The organism is Streptacidiphilus albus JL83, assembly GCF_000744705.1.
Classification (GTDB): Bacteria; Actinomycetota; Actinomycetes; order Streptomycetales; family Streptomycetaceae; genus Streptacidiphilus; species Streptacidiphilus albus.
In genome coordinates, this window is sequence record NZ_JQML01000001.1 from 2,255,956 (window position 1) to 2,272,438 (window position 16,483).

The 16,483-nt window shown below is 67.3% G+C and carries 15 protein-coding genes and 1 pseudogene; 7 read left to right on the plus strand and 9 right to left on the minus strand.

From position 1 onward, the window contains the following. Positions 1-6: 6 nt before the first annotated feature. From BS75_RS09775 to BS75_RS09795, 5 genes are all read right to left on the minus strand, one after another. Positions 7-2,469, minus strand: coding sequence for a tyrosine-type recombinase/integrase (locus tag BS75_RS09775; protein WP_331281410.1), 2,463 nt, complete (start codon positions 2,467-2,469; stop codon positions 7-9). Continuing rightward, positions 2,462-4,039 carry a tyrosine-type recombinase/integrase gene (locus BS75_RS09780; protein WP_331281411.1) on the minus strand — a complete coding sequence of 526 codons (1,578 nt, stop codon included), beginning with the start codon at positions 4,037-4,039 and terminating at the stop codon, positions 2,462-2,464. Before BS75_RS09780 ends, BS75_RS09775 begins: the two co-directional genes overlap by 8 nt. Beyond that, entirely contained in the window at positions 4,014-5,063 is a 1,050-nt protein-coding gene (locus tag BS75_RS44080) for a DUF2637 domain-containing protein (protein ID WP_160312327.1), read from the minus strand. The genes BS75_RS09780 and BS75_RS44080 overlap by 26 nt, the downstream gene beginning before the upstream one ends. Positions 5,064-5,065: 2 nt before the next feature. Continuing rightward, a complete protein-coding gene (locus BS75_RS09790) occupies positions 5,066-5,635 on the minus strand; it encodes a hypothetical protein (protein ID WP_152646300.1) in 570 nt (189 codons plus the stop codon). A gap of 107 nt (positions 5,636-5,742) precedes the next feature. Continuing rightward, on the minus strand, positions 5,743-6,015 hold the full coding sequence (locus BS75_RS09795) for an ATP-binding protein (RefSeq protein ID WP_269330733.1): 273 nt from the start codon (positions 6,013-6,015) through the stop codon (positions 5,743-5,745). Positions 6,016-6,035: 20 nt separating this feature from the next. Between BS75_RS09795 and BS75_RS09800 the strand changes: the two are divergent. Continuing rightward, a pseudogene (locus tag BS75_RS09800) lies at positions 6,036-6,296 on the plus strand (ATP-binding protein); the annotation flags it as partial. Between the two features lie 36 nt (positions 6,297-6,332). Here the strand turns inward: BS75_RS09800 and BS75_RS09805 are convergent. Both BS75_RS09805 and BS75_RS50130 read right to left on the minus strand, forming a co-directional pair. Further along, complete coding sequence (locus tag BS75_RS09805) at positions 6,333-6,920, minus strand: tetratricopeptide repeat protein (protein WP_160312328.1); 588 nt, start codon at positions 6,918-6,920, stop codon at positions 6,333-6,335. Between the two features lie 257 nt (positions 6,921-7,177). Beyond that, positions 7,178-7,438, minus strand: a complete 261-nt coding sequence (locus BS75_RS50130; RefSeq protein WP_081982217.1) for a transposase family protein — start codon at positions 7,436-7,438, stop codon at positions 7,178-7,180. Positions 7,439-7,758: 320 nt separating this feature from the next. On the opposite strand from BS75_RS50130, the gene BS75_RS47980 reads away from it, so the two are divergent. Next, positions 7,759-8,493 (plus strand): ABC-three component system protein, encoded by a 735-nt coding sequence (locus BS75_RS47980; protein WP_152646302.1) that lies wholly within the window; start codon positions 7,759-7,761, stop codon positions 8,491-8,493. A gap of 272 nt (positions 8,494-8,765) precedes the next feature. Here the strand turns inward: BS75_RS47980 and BS75_RS09825 are convergent, their stop codons facing one another. Then, positions 8,766-9,611, minus strand: coding sequence for an IS5 family transposase (locus BS75_RS09825; protein ID WP_034087932.1), 846 nt, complete (start codon positions 9,609-9,611; stop codon positions 8,766-8,768). A 191-nt stretch (positions 9,612-9,802) separates the two neighbouring features. On the opposite strand from BS75_RS09825, the gene BS75_RS47985 reads away from it, so the two are divergent. From BS75_RS47985 to BS75_RS09835, 3 genes are all read left to right on the plus strand, one after another. Then, positions 9,803-10,291, plus strand: a complete 489-nt coding sequence (locus tag BS75_RS47985; RefSeq protein ID WP_156164234.1) for a three component ABC system middle component — start codon at positions 9,803-9,805, stop codon at positions 10,289-10,291. A 227-nt stretch (positions 10,292-10,518) separates the two neighbouring features. Then, positions 10,519-11,226 (plus strand): transposase family protein, encoded by a 708-nt coding sequence (locus tag BS75_RS09830; RefSeq protein WP_197091913.1) that lies wholly within the window; start codon positions 10,519-10,521, stop codon positions 11,224-11,226. Between the two features lie 96 nt (positions 11,227-11,322). Further along, complete coding sequence (locus BS75_RS09835) at positions 11,323-11,706, plus strand: hypothetical protein (protein ID WP_034087943.1); 384 nt, start codon at positions 11,323-11,325, stop codon at positions 11,704-11,706. Here the strand turns inward: BS75_RS09835 and BS75_RS09840 are convergent. Continuing rightward, positions 11,690-12,936 (minus strand): IS3 family transposase gene (locus BS75_RS09840; RefSeq protein ID WP_408022524.1). Its coding sequence is split into 2 segments (ribosomal slippage): positions 11,690-12,600 and positions 12,600-12,936, totalling 1,248 coding nucleotides; the frame shifts between segments, so codons are not numbered across the junction. The genes BS75_RS09835 and BS75_RS09840 overlap by 17 nt on opposite strands. Positions 12,937-13,204: 268 nt before the next feature. On the opposite strand from BS75_RS09840, the gene BS75_RS09850 reads away from it, so the two are divergent. After that, entirely contained in the window at positions 13,205-14,959 is a 1,755-nt protein-coding gene (locus BS75_RS09850) for an IS1182 family transposase (protein WP_034087946.1), read from the plus strand. 406 nt (positions 14,960-15,365) lie between these two features. After that, complete coding sequence (locus BS75_RS09855) at positions 15,366-16,454, plus strand: DUF3732 domain-containing protein (protein ID WP_231607731.1); 1,089 nt, start codon at positions 15,366-15,368, stop codon at positions 16,452-16,454. Positions 16,455-16,483 lie beyond the last annotated feature (29 nt).

A 16,483-nucleotide genomic window follows, 5' to 3' on the forward strand; every position in this document is an offset into this window, starting at 1 on the left:
AGGAGGTCATGCGGGGGGCTCCAAGGGCGGCTGAGTGATTCGGGGTGTCGGGATTCCAAGGTCGACCGCGGGCCTGCGGGCTCGGCGCCCGGCTTCCTCTCTCTTCGTGCGGAGGAAGCTCAGGGTGAGGTCGATGCCTTCGATCTCACCTGCCCAGCCCTCGGCTCGGGCACGGTCGCGTCGGACGATCAGGTCGTCTTCGAGCTCGCCCAGTCGGTCGAGCATTTTCGGGTTGACGTGGAGCATGGGGCAGCGGATGCAGGCGTGTTCGTGCTGGCAGGGGCTGCCGTAGGGTCGTCCGCAGGCGCCGAGTTCGACTTTGCGGCGGTCGAAGTGCTCCTGGAACTCGTTCCACTCCTCGGTGGTGGTGTCGCGGTACTCGTCGGCCGGACGGGTCTCGCGGCGGTGCTGGAGATGGGCCTGGTAGTGGCGGATGACGTCCTCGTCGAAGACCGCGACGTAGCCACGAGTGGTCTGGATGTTCAAGTGACCGAGCAGGGCGGCGCCGATGTGGATGGGCAGGCCGCTGTTGACCAGCTCGGTGATGAAGATTCTTCGGAAGTCGTGCGGGGTGAACGTCAGTCCCTTGAAGCCGGGGTGCTGCTCGGCCAGGGCCAGGCATCGGCGCTGGATGATCTGCGTGATCGCGGCGGGGCTGAAGACCGCGGGGATGGTGCCCTTCTGCCGCTGGAACAGGAACGGCATGGGGGCGCTCCAGACCTTGTCGTGCGGGTCGTAGCGGGTCAGCTGCGGGATCGGCCGGCCGGTGCGGGCGTGGCGGCGGATGATGGACGCGATCACGTGGAACAACTCGGCCGACATCGGGATCACGCGCTCGCGGTCAGTCTTCGAAGGGGCGATGACCAGCAGGGCGATGACCTCACCGCCGGGACGCTGGTACTGGCGGATACTCAGGTGGGTCAGCTCGCACAGTTCCTCGATGCGCACCCCGGAGTGCCGCAGGGTCTCCACGCTGGCCCAGTCCCAGAAGGCGGCCTCCTCGACGCTGGCGATGTGGACGTTCTCGCCGCTGTCCTCGTTGCGAAGCCGGGGCGGGACGGGCGCGCAGTGGCGGCTGAACTTGCGGTCCTGCTCGCTCAGGATGCGGGTGTATGTGGTGCCCGCGAAGGTGAAGGACTCGCCCTCGACGGCCTTCTCGGCGAGTGCCAGCAGTTGGCGGGCGTGGTCGTAGCGGGACTCGACGTGCTCGACCAGCGCGGGCAGCAGGGGTTGGCGCTGCCGGGTGCGGTCGGCGGAGCGCTCGTTGATCCGCCGTCGGCGGGCACCGAGACCGTGCAGTTCGGAGGGCGGGACCGGGCAGGGGGCGACCCACAGTGCCCAGCGTTCGGGCTCCTGGGCTGCCCAGGTGTGCAGGTCGTAGTAGAAGCTGCGGAGCGAGATGACCAGGCTGTCCGCGCCGGCTCGCGGGGCGCCGTTGTCCTTGACGCTGATCATCTGCCGCCAGGCCGCGTAGACCTCGGGGCTGATCCGCAGGTCGGTCTGCTCGGGGTTGATCCGCTCGATCTTCTCCCAGAAGTGGTGGGCGATGTGCAGCACCAGGTTCTTCAAGGTGGCGTAGTCGGTGTCCGCGCGGCGGCGTCCGAAGTAGTCGATGAGCAGACCGCGGACCGCGCGGTTGCGGATCGGGTAGTGGTCGACGAGCTCCTCGATGCTCTTCTGGCCGCGCATCAGGGCGGCGCGCATCGTGGCTGGGGCGGTCGGCGGTAGGTGGCCCACTGCGTGCAGGACATGCCACACGCCCTGGCCGCGCAGCCGGTTCCCGGTCTTCTTCGTCGGGTCCAGGACCGACCAGGCTCGCCGGTTCTCCTGAGCGAAGTGCAGCAACGACGGAGCGGTGACGTCACTCAAGGCGATGCCCTGGACCGTCAGCAGGGCGCACAGGTCGAACAGCGCCTCGGCCCGGTGCGCGTAGCTGTGCTGATGGGCGGTGACCTGCTCGGTGAACGCCGTCAGCAGCGGGTCGCTCTGGGCGGTGACGAACATCGCGGAGAAGCTGGTCATCTGGTGGCGGCGGAACGCCAGCAGCGTGGGCTGGACCACGCGCAGGCAGAACATCGACCGCAGGCCCACGGTGAGAGCGATGCTGGCACTGCTGCGGCACTCCAGATCGTTGACGTTCACCTGCCCCTGGCCGACCGGGCTGGCGTCCCACCGCTCCTGCCAGGTCGCCCCGGGGAATCCGGACAGGTAGACCAGGACCTCGCGGGTCGCGGAGCCGCGCTGGTAGCGGGTGACGGGGGCGCCGTCCCAGGTCTCGACGGCGAGATCGGCGATGGTGCGGGCGGACGCCCCTGCGAGGTTGCCGAACGGCCGGGGTGCGCACGCGGCGACGGCTGGTTCGGGGGTCATCGGGCCGCCGACGAAGCGGCTGGGATAGTCCAAGCCCTCGGCGATGGGGCCGTGGCGGCGGCTGACGCCGGTGGCCGTGCTCAGGATGCTCTTAGGCACCGAATACCGCCTGGATGTCTGCGGCGTCGTAGCCGGTTGGGTAACTGGCTTGTGGGCGTGGGCGGTTGTAGTGCTCCAGCAGGGCGTCGAAGATCTCTTCGACGCGGACAGCCAGGTAGCGGCTGGTGGTGGCGATGTTGGCGTGCCGCATCACGGTCTGGATCTCGGCGAGGCTGAGCTTGCCGCCGGCCGCCATCCGACCCGCGGCGGTATGCCGAAGGTCGTGAAGCGTCCAGTTGGTGGCCGCCTTCTCCTGGGCGCGTTGCAGCACCCGGCGCATCGCCCAGTAGGTCAGCGGCCGGCTCTCGCCGCGGCGGGTCCGCCAGATCGGCGCTCCTGCTCGTGGCACCCCGGACTCGTCGAGGTAGCGGGCCAGGCGCACGCACGCCTCCGGCGAGATGGGCACCAGGTCCCGCTTCCGGGTGCCCTTGGAGATCACATACAGACCCGGGGCCGCCCAGTGGACGTCCTCGATCCCCACGCCCAGCAGTTCCTCCGCCCGCGCCCCGCTGGAGACGTAGCACTCCAGCAGCGCGCCGTCGCGCTCGCAGTTCATGGCCGCGAACAGCTCGTCCCACAGCCGGTCCGGGATCGAGCGCGGCGGACGGTCAGTGACCTTCTGCCGCAGCCGGGACCGGCCCAGGACCGGCTTGTTCTCCAGCGGGCTCAGGTGGCCCAGGGCCCGGCGACGCTGGGCCGAAACGGGCACCGGGTTCACCACCGGACCACGCCCGCAGTGGGCCTGGAACTCGTAGAAGCCGCTTACCACCGACAGCGCGTGGTTGATCGTCGTGGGCGCGTACCCGGCTCGCAGGTAGGGCTTGCCCGTGTGGGCATTGATCGAGCCCGGGACCGCTGATGCCGGGGAGAGTCGACGACGCTGCGGGTTCGGGGCTGTGCGCAGCCAGCCGGTCATCACCGCGGCCTCCGCCTCGGTGGCCTTCTCCCACGCGACATCCAGTAGCCACAGCAGGCGGAACCACCGGAGCATCCCGAAGCCGTAGCTGCGGCCCGTCAATGGGCTGCTGTCGCACAGCGCCAGATCGCGCAGGTACTCGGTAACCGGCCCGATCTCCACGTCGAACCCGTTAAGGACGATGTACGGCGGGTGTGCCTCGGATGTCGGGACTACGGTGCCGACGCGGGGCACCGTTGCTCGACCTTCCATCAACTCGTTGCGTAGATCCATTTCCCACTCCTTGATCGCAGTGACTGGCACGGCGATCAACGAGCAGAAGATGGTGCAGATAACGGTGCAGTACCTAGCCTGCGCACTCATCCAGAGGCCACGGTGACGGACCATGTCCAAGAGGCTGCCCTGCTCACGGCGGCGGATCTCGAAGCGGACGCCGTAATAGTCGGCCTGAGCGCGGGCTACCTCAGCCGCGCCGACCCACTCTGCCGGGCCAAGATCGCAATGGAGCACGACCATTCGTTCGAGCACCCCGGCGTCGTCTGCGAGGGTCGCGGCCTGATGGAGGGCGACTTGGCTGTCCTTGCCACCGGACGAGCTGAGGATCAGGGAGTCGAATCCACGAAGCCAGCTACGGGCCTGTGTGGTGGTACTCATGCTCTTCTTCCTCGGTGCGGGTTGGCGGTCGCTGCCGCTTTCTGGTGTCGCTTTGGGAGGCGCTGGTGGGCGCGGCAGCGGGTGCCAGCGCCGAGCGCCTGGGCAGCATCGCTGTGACCGATGCGAGTGGGGCCGCAGCGCTGGTCTCCGTGGTCAGCTCGGCACTGACGGGCGGCTGGAGAACGGGTGGCTCGGTGCGGATCGCCTCCGCGTACGGCTGACGCCGGGCGTCCTGGGCGATACGGAGCCGCGCCTCAGCGACACGCTTCTCACACCACGAGAGGCTGTAGCCGGTCCGTGCGGTGAGCTCGGTGTAGTCCGGCTTCCAGTCCGCGTCGGCGGTGATCTCCGCGTGCAGGGTGGCGACGATCGCGGCGCGGCTCGGCCGACGCTGTGTACGCGCCCCGGTCTCGGCCCCCGCGGGCTCGGGACCGTCGCTCGCCCGCCGCTCGGAAGAACGGACCGTACGCGCTTGGGCGATGCTCGGCGACAGCTCGGGGGCCTCCGGCTGCCGTACGGGTTCGGCCTCCGGCTGCCGTACGGGTTCGGCCTCCGGCTGCCGTACGGGTACGGGCTCCGGCTGCCGTACGGGTACGGGCTCCGGCTGCCGTACGGGCTCGCTGGAGCGAGTCTCGATGAGGCCAGCCACGGCCAGGAAGGCGAGCTGCGGCCAGGCGGCCATGATGAAGCCCCACACCGTGGGTTGGGCCGTAGCCAGGTTGGCAGCCAAGCTCATGACCACGCCGAGTACCAGCACGCCCCTTGGCCAGTTGACCTGCTCGCCCTGGCGTCGGCGTCGGCGCATCTCGGTGACGGCAGCCAACGCCATCAGTTCGACGCTGGCGGCAATGCCGTCGGCTACCCACCCGATCTGTCCAGACCGCACGGCGAGGCGTTGCACATGGGTGAAGGACACCGCGAATGCGGACAGGCCGAGTACAGCGACCACGATGTTCGCCGTCGCCGCGTCGCGTCTGGAGGCGTCGTCAGGCAGCCGGGGCGGGGCCGTTTCCCCACTGCCCACGGTCACCATGGGTAAGGTCCGAGCGTACGGGCCAGCTCGGTGAAGCAGGCTGCCTGAACGATCAAGTCCGCGCGGTTGAGAAGCGTTCCGTCCGTATCGGCCTCGATGGATGGGCGGACCTGTGCGAGTCGCCTCAGCTGATTGGCGGCGGCCGTGAGCAGGGTGCTGAGCGTCGAAGTCGTCAGTACAGTCCGCCAGGGCGTTGGTGCGCCGGAGCCGCTGCGGTGGAAGCCGTCTGTATTGCGCTGCGCGATGAGTTGGAGCCCCCGCTGCGGCTCCTGCCACCTGAAGGGGTCGGCCGGCTGCGTGGTGAAGTCGCAGGACTTCACCAACCGGTAGTAGTAGCTGGTTCCGCTGGCCAGGTTCTGCCTGTTGGTCCCCGCGTCGTCAAGGGACAGCGCAAGGATCTCGGCGAAGGTCATGAAGTCGATGGGGTCGGGGTCCGCCTCGCTCTCACGGCAGGTCATCAGGTACTCGGCGATGGTCGGGACGACGATGTGCGGGTGTCCGAGCCGGGTGCGCTGGCGGGCGATGGGCTCGCCGTTGTAGTCGTGCCAGTCGATCACTGCCACGGCGGGGAGGTGTTGGAAGGGGATGCGTGCCGGATGTCGGCGGCGGCTGAACTCTGACCCAGTTTCGCCGGTTGAACGCTGACCCTCGGGTCGTCAGTTGATCTTCATTAGCTGGTTTCGTTGACGGCGGTGGGGACGCGGCCCAGGTCGTGGCCGCGCATGCGGTAGGAGTCGCCTTTGAGGGAGTGGACCTCGGCGTGGTGGACGAGGCGGTCGATCATGGCGGCGGCGACGGTCTCGTCGCCGAAGACCTCGCCCCAGCGGCCGAAGGGCTTGTTGCTGGTGACGATCACGCTGGCGCGTTCGTAGCGGTTGGAGATGAGTTGGAAGAAGAGGTTCGCGGCGTCGGCCTCGAAGGGGATGTAGCCGACTTCGTCGATCTATGCCGATATCCGCATAGATCGACGAACTTGGCTACCTCGAACTGGACCGCCGCGGCGCCGAGATGCTGTTCCAGGTGCTGACGGAGAGGGAGGAGAAGAACAGTGTCGCCATCGCCTCGAACGAGTCGTTCAGCGGCTGGACCAAGACCTTCACCGACCCCCGGCTCTGCGCGGCCATCGTCGACCGCCTGACCTTCAACGGCGCCATCATCGAGACCGGCACCGAGTCCTACCGCCTCGCCCAGACCAGAGCCAAACAGCAGAGCGCCGCCCACTAGAAACTCGCGCCCACCGCCTACGGACATCGGGTGTCGTTACTGCCCCTTGCTCTGCTGATTGCGCAGAACAGCAATCATCGACTCACCCCAGCCGACGTCACCGGCCAGCCGGGCCGCCTCGCGGATCTCCTCGAAACTCATCCGGGAGGCGAACTGGAACACCTCATGGATGCCGTCGCCGTTGCCCTTCCCGAGCATCGCGAAGAACCACCGGGCGGCCTGCACCAGGTCGACCTCACCAGAAGAGCCGTCACGGAACCAGCCAGCAACCTTCTGCATGGCGATGACGTCGCCGGCCTCTGCGGACTGCACCATCAATGCGGTCGCCTTGGCTTGGTCTCTGTCGCCCCCCTGCCCTTCGGCATAAAGCCACCCCAGGCAGCGCAGGCCGACGGCGCTGCCCGCCGCCGCCGAACTCTCGAACCACTGACGCGCACGCTTCGGATTTCCCTCGACCTCAAGCTCGATGCCACCAAGGATGTTGCTCGCCTCGGAATCACCAGCCGAAGCCAACTCGGCCAGTTCCGGCATCAACGCTCGGCCCAGCTTCCTCCGGTCCCGACGGCTCAGGTCACCAGGCCCGAGCAGCAGACGGGCACGGCCCTTGATGTCGCCTTCTGCCACTGACTCCGAGCCCATCGAACATCCCCTCGCTACGGCTTGCCGGACATGGCCCGGCGGATCCGGACGATATCACCGAGCCGGCATGTCGCCAGGCCGGCCCTAAGCCATGGAGCTGAGCGGATGCACCTTCACCTCATAGCCGCACCACCGGAGCCACCCAAAACCGGAACCCGGGGCCGAACCAGACCGGAAGACGAACCCCCATCAGGACCGAGTGGGGCCTACTCAGACCGGAAATCCGGGGCCAAATCAGACCATTAACGCCAGACCCGGGCACCGAGGCGGGCCAGAGCGTCCTGCGGAGCGTTCGCGGACCACTGGCCGATGGCCGCATACGAGCGCGCGCCGGCGACCACCGCCGAGGCGGCGACCAGCAGTACCGCCACGAACGGGTGACGCACCCCGCGACGCCGACGCGGGTCGGGCAGCACCCGCAACCGTTCCACCAGCGACAGTCCCGCCACACGGTCCAGCGCGGGCGACTTGGTCAGGCAGACGGTGGCAGACTGACGGCACATCGAAGCTCCGGTGGTTCAGGGCGACTTGGGAAGGTCACCCCGTTCAACCGGAGCTTCGTTGCATTCGTGACGGCCCGGCCTATACTCCTGGCGCCGCCACGACCTGCGGACTCACATGATCACCGGGACTTTGAAAGGCCCCTGGAGCCTGCCTGACGGCAAGCCGGTCAGGTGGGAAGCGGGATGAGGTCGAGGCGCTGAGGCTGCTAGACGCGGCGCGTGCCAGTTCAACGGCCAAGGGCCCGGCTACCCTGGCCAACTTTGCGGCCTGGGACGCCCTGGACGCGGATCAGCGGCTGGACCTACTCAAGCGCATCCAAGTGCTCGACGAAGCCGAAAACATCACCAAGACAGGAGAGCAGTTGCGAGGCCGAGCGGCGCTGGCTGTAGGTCACGCACACGCTCAAGCTTTCCTGCAACGCCTGGAGGGTTGGTTCTTCCAGCGCTCCATCACACACCTGGCGGGTATGGGCTCCGGTCCGGTCACCGGCGTCGAATTCGACGACGTCTTTGATCAGCGCCGCAACCAGTTCAGGCCGGATAACCTTCCCATCGATGCCGACATCGTCAGCCTGACCGGCGAGCCAACTGAGCATGCCGAGAAGACATTTGTACGGCAGCTCGCGCTCGTGGGGATCGGCAACGCCCGCATCCGGATGGCCGTGCGGGACTTCGTCCGAGCATATGAACAGCGCTCCCGGTGGTCTAGCGAGAATCTCCTGCGACCAGGGGAACTCGGCGACTATGAAAGGCGCCTGGTCGAAGAGTGGGAGAGACGCTTCAACGTGATGGTGGACGACCTCGGAGAGGACGCGGCCGAATCGGAGATGCGGGCGCAGGCGAAGTTGATCTATGCATGGGTTGAGCAGAATGCCAGATTCAGAATCAGAGACGGCTGCGACGAGGCCTTCGTGACTACCGGGTCCTATCAGAGGGCGTTAAGTCCGTTTTTGGTAGATGCCTCGTCCGGGTTGGGTGAGGACGCCTTGGCGGACGAGTCGGCCCAGGCGACTTCGGGTGGTGTTCACGGAGGCTTCGTCGGTGGGCAGGTCTAGGAGTTCGTGCAGTTCACGGGCCCGGAAGGACTGACGGGGATGGTCGTTGAAGTGGGCCACGAGGCGCTGGTAGGTATCCGGTGCCGGCCGCGGTTCGGCCCCGGGGCTGATGATGCCGTCGATGACCTTCGAGGTGGTCTGCAGTTCCGTGAGGTGTGCTCGGGCCTCGACGAGGGCCGCCGTGAGGTCGTCGATCTGCCGTTGCAGGTCCTCGGTGTGTGCGGCGGCCTGGTCCTGCTCAGCCTGGAGGTGCCGCAGCAGGTCGGAGACGTTCACGCGGCCAGCTCGAGGTCGCGCCAGGGGCAGGCGGGGACCGTGAGCCGGCGGGCCATGTTCGCGATGGCCGCCCAGTAGACACGGGCCGTGGAGTTCTCGGGACGGTGGTCGTACTCGCGCACCAGTCGCCGGTGCAATATCAACGTGCCGTTGACCTGCTCGACCACCCACCTCTTGGGCTGCGGAACGAAGCCCTTGTCCTCGGGGTTGCGCTTGACGACGTCGACTGTGATGCCCAGCACCGCACCGTGGATGATCACGGCGTCCTTGAAGCCCTGGTCGACCAGCGCCTTCTCCAGGCGGTTGCCACAGCGCTCGGCGGCCTGGTCCAGCAGGGCGATTCCGGCGGTGTTCTCGTGGGCCGAGGCCGGCAGCACCACCACGCCGATGATCAGCCCCATCACGTCCACAGCCAGCCCACGCTTGCGTCCCGGAGTCCTCTTCGCCGCGTCCAGTCCCGTAGTCGTCCTGGGCACCCCGGCAGCCGCCCGCAGCGACTGGGTGTCCAGGACCACCAGGGACGGGTCCTCTAATCGGCGCGCCCGCTCCCGGACCTGGCAGCGCAGCAGTTCCTGGATCCGCTGGTCCAGGCCGTCCCTGCGCCACTGGGTGAAGTAGTAGAACACCGCCGACCAGGCCGGCAGGTCATGCGGCAGATACCGCCACTGGCAACCCGTCCGGTTCTGGTAGAACAGCGCGTTCACGACTTCCCGCAGATCGCACGACCCCGGGTCCCCGGTCGCCGACCGCGCCACCCGCTCCAGCTTCCACGACGTGATCATCGGCTCGATCAAACCCCACTGATCATCCGTCAGATCACTCGGATACGCCCGACGTTCCATGCCCCCATGACACAGCCCAAGCCCCAACGGGCACCCCCGGATGCCGGAGAGTCCCACGAACGAGCGACGCCAAACCATCAAGAACGGGACTTAACGCCCTCTCAGATGCTGGCAGACGAACGGCGCGTCGGCTGGCACCCGGACTTCGAAGCCAGGCTGATGGCGCTTCTGGAGCCCGCAGGGATGAACCGATGACGACGGCCATCGCGCTGAGCCGCGAGGAACGGGCACTCTTCAATCCAGCGTTCATGGCCCTCGTCACCTGCCGCGCGGTCCAAGGCCATCAGCGTATTAGCGGAGCATGCCCACTCCCCATCGCAGTCACCGCCGCAGTCATGGCCCTCCAACCAGCCATCCGGACGCTCCTACCTGGAACAACGGCGGCCAGTCTTGCAAAGTGGACTGAAGACAATCAAGTGGTGCGAGTCCTGATGGCGACCAATGCGCCCGCACTGGCGGCCATGGTTCGCCCCGGTGTTCTTCTCGCTCTACAGACGGATCTGCTCAGCCTCGACGAAGCCGCACACCTAGCCCTAAGGAATCGCGCGATACCGGCGACGATATCGGGTACTTCGGAGACCGTCGTCGCGATCCAGAAGACTGCACAAATGCTCGGCCGGTGGCTCCCCACCGGCGGAAGCACCGCCACGACCCTCACCCTGCTCGGAGTACGCCTGTGACCTTCCAGGAAGGTTATTCAGAACCCTTCGCGGTGGTCTGAACCGCTGTGGGGTGGCCTGGACCGGTTCGCGCTGGCTGGCGGTGGCGCGGACGTGACCGGTCCCCTCGGCGTAGCGTGCGAGGTGACACCCATCAGCACGAGCGCGCGGGGGGACCGATGCGCTTCCACCGTACAACCGGCCTGAGCCCGCATCAGCTGGACGTCCTGCTTTCCCGTGTGGAGCGGATGATCCCCGACTGGGACAAGCCGACGGGCCGTCCGCACGCGCTGCCGCTGTGGAAGGCGGTGGTCGTGCTCTGCTTCCTCCTGCGACACAACAACGCGCAGGTCCTGGCCGCCGAACTGTTCGAGATCTCCCAGCCCACGGTCTCGCGCTACAGCACCCGGTTACGCCCCGTGGTGCGCGACGCGATCAAGGAGTTGGGGTTCGGGCTCGCCCGGTTACCCCGGGACGAGCCGGTCCTGGTGGACGGGTTCCTCGCCGAGTGCTGGGACTGGAAGGCCGCTGAACAGCTGTTCTCCAAGAAGCACATGCAGTCCGGGCACAACGTCCAGGTCGTCTCGGACACCCGGGGCCGGCTGCGGGAGGCGGGGGCGCCGCTGCCAGGGGCCCGCCACGACGCCTTCGCCTATGTCGCCTCGGGCATCAAAGCGAAGATCCAAAAGTACCGCCACCGGCTTGGCGACAAGGGCTACCAAGGCAGCGACCTGCTCACCCCCTACAAGAAGCCGCCGCACCGCAAGCTGACCGAGGTGGAGAAGGCGAGCAACCGGGCGCACTCCCAGATCCGCTCTGCCGTCGAACGCTGCATCGGCCACCTGGAGAACTGGAAGATCCTCGGCGGCTGCTACCGCAGCCCCCTCGACCGCTTCCCCGAGACACTCGACACCGTCGTCCAACTCGAACTCCTACGGACCTACGAACCCGCCTGACCCAGGATCACGCCAGCGCGAACCTCATGATCGACAGAGTTCTGAATAACCTTCCAGATCAAATCGTTGACTCTGTACGGGCGCCACACCGAGGAAATGCGCGTCCTCGCTCTCAATCCGGGTCGGCTCAACATCGTCACAGGCGACTCCCGAACCGGCAAGACCTCCATCTGGACCATCACCGACTACTGCATGGGCAGCAGCGACTATCCTGTCCGCGCGGGCAAGGTACGCGACTACACCAGCGTCTTCGCCCTGCAACTGACGCGTGGCGACCAACAGCTATTCATTGCTCGTCCTGCTCCCGAGAACAGCACCAGCCCCGCCCCCAGACTGTGTCTGCAGTTCCAGAGCCAGGGCGCACCTCCACTGCCTCGCGAGAGCATCGACTTCACGTTCCCGCTCGACGCAGCGCGCCGGCTGCTCGGGCCTTCGCCCGTGATGGTGGACACGCGGTTGGTTGTCACGCGGCGAGGGTGAGTTTAGCGGTGTGGTGTCGGCGTTCGTATTCGTCGGGGCTGAGGTAGCCGTTGGTGGAGTGGCGTCGGCGGGTGTTGTAGCGGGTCAGCCAGGCGAACACGGTTTTGCGGCAGGTGGCGGGATTGCCGTAGTCGCGGGCGCCTTGGAGGGTCTCGCGTTTGAGGGAGGCGTGGAAGCTTTCGCAGGCGGCGTTGTCCGCGCTGGTGCCGACCGCGCCCATCGACTGGGTGATGCCCAGGTCGGAGCACAGGTCCGCGTAGGCCCGGGATCCGTACTGGGCCCCGTGGTCGCTGTGGAACACCGCCCCGTCCAGGCTGCCGCGGGTGGCTGCGGCCATGTGCAGGGCGTCGGCGACCAGCGTGGTGCGCATGTGGTCGGCGATGGACCAGCCGACGACTTTGCGGCTGAAGCAGTCCAGGACGGTCGCCAGGTAGAGGAACTGGCCGCCTGCCAGAGGGAGGTAGGTGATGTCGCCCATGTACTTGCCGCCTGGTTCGGTGGCGGTGAAGTCCCGCCGGAACAGGTCCGGGACCTGCTGCGCTGCCGGGTCCGCGATGGTGGTGCGGACCCGTCGGCGCAGGCGGATGCCGGCGATGGAGTGCGCGCGCATGACGCGGGCGACACGCTTGTGGTTGACCTGCCTGCCGCTCTCGCGCAGTTCCGCGGTCACCCTGGGCGAGCCGTAGGCGCCACCCGAGCCGGCGTGGATGGCGCTGATCTCCTGGGCCAGGGCCTGGTCCGCGCGGCGGCGGGCGGCCCTGGCGTCGGCTCCGGCGAGCCACTTGTAGTAGCTGGACCTGTTGAGGTCCAGGACCTGGCACAGCCGCTTCACCTCGTAGGTGTTCCGGTGGTCGTGGACGAACTGGAAACGGCTCACCAGTTCGTCTCTCCGGCGAAATACTTGGCCGCCTTGCGCAGGATGTCCCGCTCGGTGGCCAGCTTCCGCTCGCTGGCTTCAAGCTCGGCGACCCGGGCCTCCAACTGCCGGATCCGGTCCTCTGGATCGTCGGTCACCAGCGGGCGCGATGCTGCGGGCGTGGTGGGCTGTCCCGGCCGCGAGCCGGCGGGCACGATGCCGCGGCGATCGCGGTCCCGCAGCACCCATTCACGCAGCGTCGCCCTGTTGATGCCCAGGTCAGCGGCGATGTCCTTGTACGTCGCCCCGGGCGTGGACTCGTACAGGGCCACAGCGTCGGCCCTGAACTCGTCCGAGTAGTCCTTCATCGCCATCGGCGGTGTTCTCGCTTCCTCCGGATCAAGCAGATCCAGTATCAGCGTGTCCACCCATCAGGGCGAAGGCCCCTCAGCGAATTCTGCGGCATCGACCAGACGGTTCGTATCCCAGCCGCACGTGGCACCACCATGTCACCGTCCATTCGCCACGCACTGTTCTTCTGCCTCCGACTCTGCTGCGCAATTCGCTGCATGAGCATGATGGTTGAGGGGATGATCGCTTCTGCGGCCACTGTCCTGTCGTGGGGTCGCAGGGGGTGGTGCGATGTCGTTGCAGGTTAGGGGCTTGCCGGAGATTCCGGCGGATACGGTCCGGGTGGCACGGTCGGCGTTTCCGCAGGGGTCGCTGGCGATGAGCGTGCGGGACAGGCTTGGTGAGGTCTTCGCGGACGAGCCGTTCGCGGGTGCGTTCGGGGTCCGGGGTGCCCCGGGGCTGTCGCCGGCCTTGTTGTCGCTGGTCACGGTGTTGCAGTTCGCCGAGGACCTGACGGATCGGCAGGCGGCGGCGATGGCGGTTCGCGCGATCGACTGGAAGTACGCGATGGGGATGGAGCTGGGCGCGACCGGCTTCGATGACAGTGTGCTGGCCCGGTTCCGGGCGCGGCTGGTCGAGCACGGGATGGAGCGTGTGGTCTTCGACCGGCTGCTGGACTGGTGCCGCGGGCAGGGCCTGGTCGGGGCCGGGGGCAAGCAGCGCACGGACTCCACGCACGTGATCAGCGCGGTGCGTGACCTGAACCGCCTCGAGCTGGCTGGGGAATCGGTGCGCGCGGCGCTGGAAGCGCTGGCGGTGGTCGCTCCGGCCTGGCTGGCCCAGGCAGTGAACGTGCCCGAGCTCGCGCTGCGCTACGGCGAGCGGGTGAACGGTTGGAAGATACCTTCCTCCCAGGTCAAGCGGGAACGGCTGGCCACGGTGTTCGGGCAGGACGCCGTCGCCCTGCTGCGGGCGGTGTGGGCACCGACAGCCCCTCCGGTGCTGCGGACCCTGGAGCCCGTTGCGCTGCTGCGGCGGATCACGGTGCAAACGTACCTGGTTGCCACCGACACCCGGGGACGGGAGGTGATCCGCAAGCGGGAGGCCGACAGTGACGGCGTCCCGCCCGGCCATACGCGCCTCGCCTCTCCGTACGACCCGGACGCGCGCTGGGCGGCGAAAGGCGGGGACCTGTTCTGGTGCGGATACAAGATCCATCTGACAGAGAGCTGCGATGCTCCTCCCGAAGCCGAAGCCGAAGCCGAAGCCGAAGCCGAAGCCGAAGCCGGTGGTGAGCCGTCGCCCGGGCGTCTGCCGGTGCGGCTGATCACGGATGTGTACACCACCGACGCGACCGTGCCGGACGTGAACGCCACCGCGCCGGTCCAGGAGAACCTGGCGACGCGGGGCCTGGCACCGGGCGAGCACTACCTTGACGCCGGATACCCTTCCGCCGCGCTGGTCCGGGCCGCCTCCGAGCAGGGCATCACCATGGTCACCCCGCTCCGGCCCGACACCTCGCCCCAGGCCAGGGCCGACACCGGCTACGCCAAGGACGCCTTCCGCATCGACTGGAAGGCCCGCCAGGTCCGCTGCCCCGAAGGCAGGACAAGCAGCGGCTGGTACCCGGTCCGGCAGCACGGCCACGACGCGATCGTCGTCGACTTCGCCCGCAGCGACTGCCGGCCCTGCCCCGCACGCGAGCAGTGCACCGCCTCGCGACGCGGCACCCGCATGCTCACGCTCCAGCCCCGCGAGCTCCACCAGGCACTGACCGCCGCCCGCACCGAGCAGAAGACCGATACCTGGCAAGCCAAGTACGCCCTGCGCGCCGGGATCGAGGGCACCATCAACCAGGCCCTGGACGTCACCGGAATCCGCCGGGCCCGTTACCGCGGCCTGCCCAAGGTCCGTCTCCAGCACGCCTTCTCCGCCGCCGCACTCAACGTCATCCGCCTCGACGCCCACTGGAGCACCGAAGGAACCCCACCTGCACTGTCACGCGCCAGCAGACTCACCCACCTCAGCTACCGACTCACCGCATAACCGAATAGCGCAGCAGAGTCGCCTCCAGGCACAAAACGAGATCGCCAACCCTGATCACCTGTTCCACTCTCAAGGGCACGAGTGGCGGCCACAGGCCATCCGCGACACACTGCCCTACTTCCTAGGAGCAGTCGACCCCGAACAGGCCATACAGTATGCGCGGCTCAAGCAACTACGGACCGACCTGAGGAACATCGAGCGTCAGGTCACCCACGCTGAGCAAGCCGCACCCGCGCCGGGACAAGCCCGCGCCCTGATCGCCGAGGCAGAGAGCGCAGGCATCATTCCAGCTGCCTCACTCGACGGCACCGTCAACTATGACGAAGCACTGCGCACTCTCGCCTCCATCCTCACCTACTCCCCCGGGGAACTCCAAGACCCCGACTCCACCGATCACGCAGCACTGTTGGACCGCGAGCGCCAGGAGCTGCGTTCCCTGCATCAGGTGATCAGAGCCCGAATTGGAGAGCTTCGCCAAACCTTGACCGAGGAGAGCAACTACCTGGTTCAAGCCCGAGACCAGCGCGAACGACTCGCCTCCCTCGGCCTATTGCGCACTACAGGCGATGGTGCCGGCCAGCATTGCCCTGTCTGCGACAGTGTGGTTACCCCGGCGCAGCAGACCGTTCGAGCGATCCGTGAGGATTTGGAGCGCTTGGACTCCGACGTCGCCTTCGTGAGCGACGATGCCCCTCTCATCCACAGCATGATCGCCGCTGAGGAGGAGCGGCTTCAGGACCTACGCACGGAAGTGGTCCGCAACCGTGAACAGCGCGAATCGCTGGACCCCGGCCTGCGCGACGCGGCTCGGTTCCGGAGCCAAGCTCTACGCGCGGCTTCGGTCCAAGGCAGGATCAGTCTCTTCCTCGAAAATGCAGCCCGGGCCGAACATGCTCCGCCCATCGCCGACACCCGTGAAGAACTGCGTCGGGAGATCAGCCACCTGGAGGATCTGCTCGGTGCAGACACCCAGGCGGACCGGCTGACCAGTTTCCTCTCGTTGATCAACCAGAAGATCATGGCGAAGGCTCGCATCCTGGGCCTGGAGCACTCCGAGCATCCGGTCCGACTGGACCTTCGCCGCCTCAGCGTGGTTGCCGACACGCCCCGCGGGCCGGTGCCGCTGAGCGACATGGGCAGCGGCGCGAACTGGCTTGGTTACCACATCGCCACCCTATTGAGCCTGCACGAGTGGTTCGCTGAACAGGGACGCCCGTTGCCGCGTGTCCTGGTCCTCGACCAGCCCTCCCAGGTGTACTTCCCATCCGACTACGACGGGGCACAGGTAGATCTCGAAGGCGAGGATCGAGCATCGCTTCTTAAGATCTACCAAGCGATCAGCGACACGGTCAGCCACCTCGGCGGAACCTTCCAGGTCATCGTCATGGAGCACGCCGACCTGGAAGACGAGATCTTCCGCTCCGCAGTCGTAGAACGCTGGAGAGGCGGCCGTGCAGCTCTCATCCCACCGGCCTGGATCGTTCCGAACAACTGATATCCAGCACTGCCCGAAGGCTTCTGTGC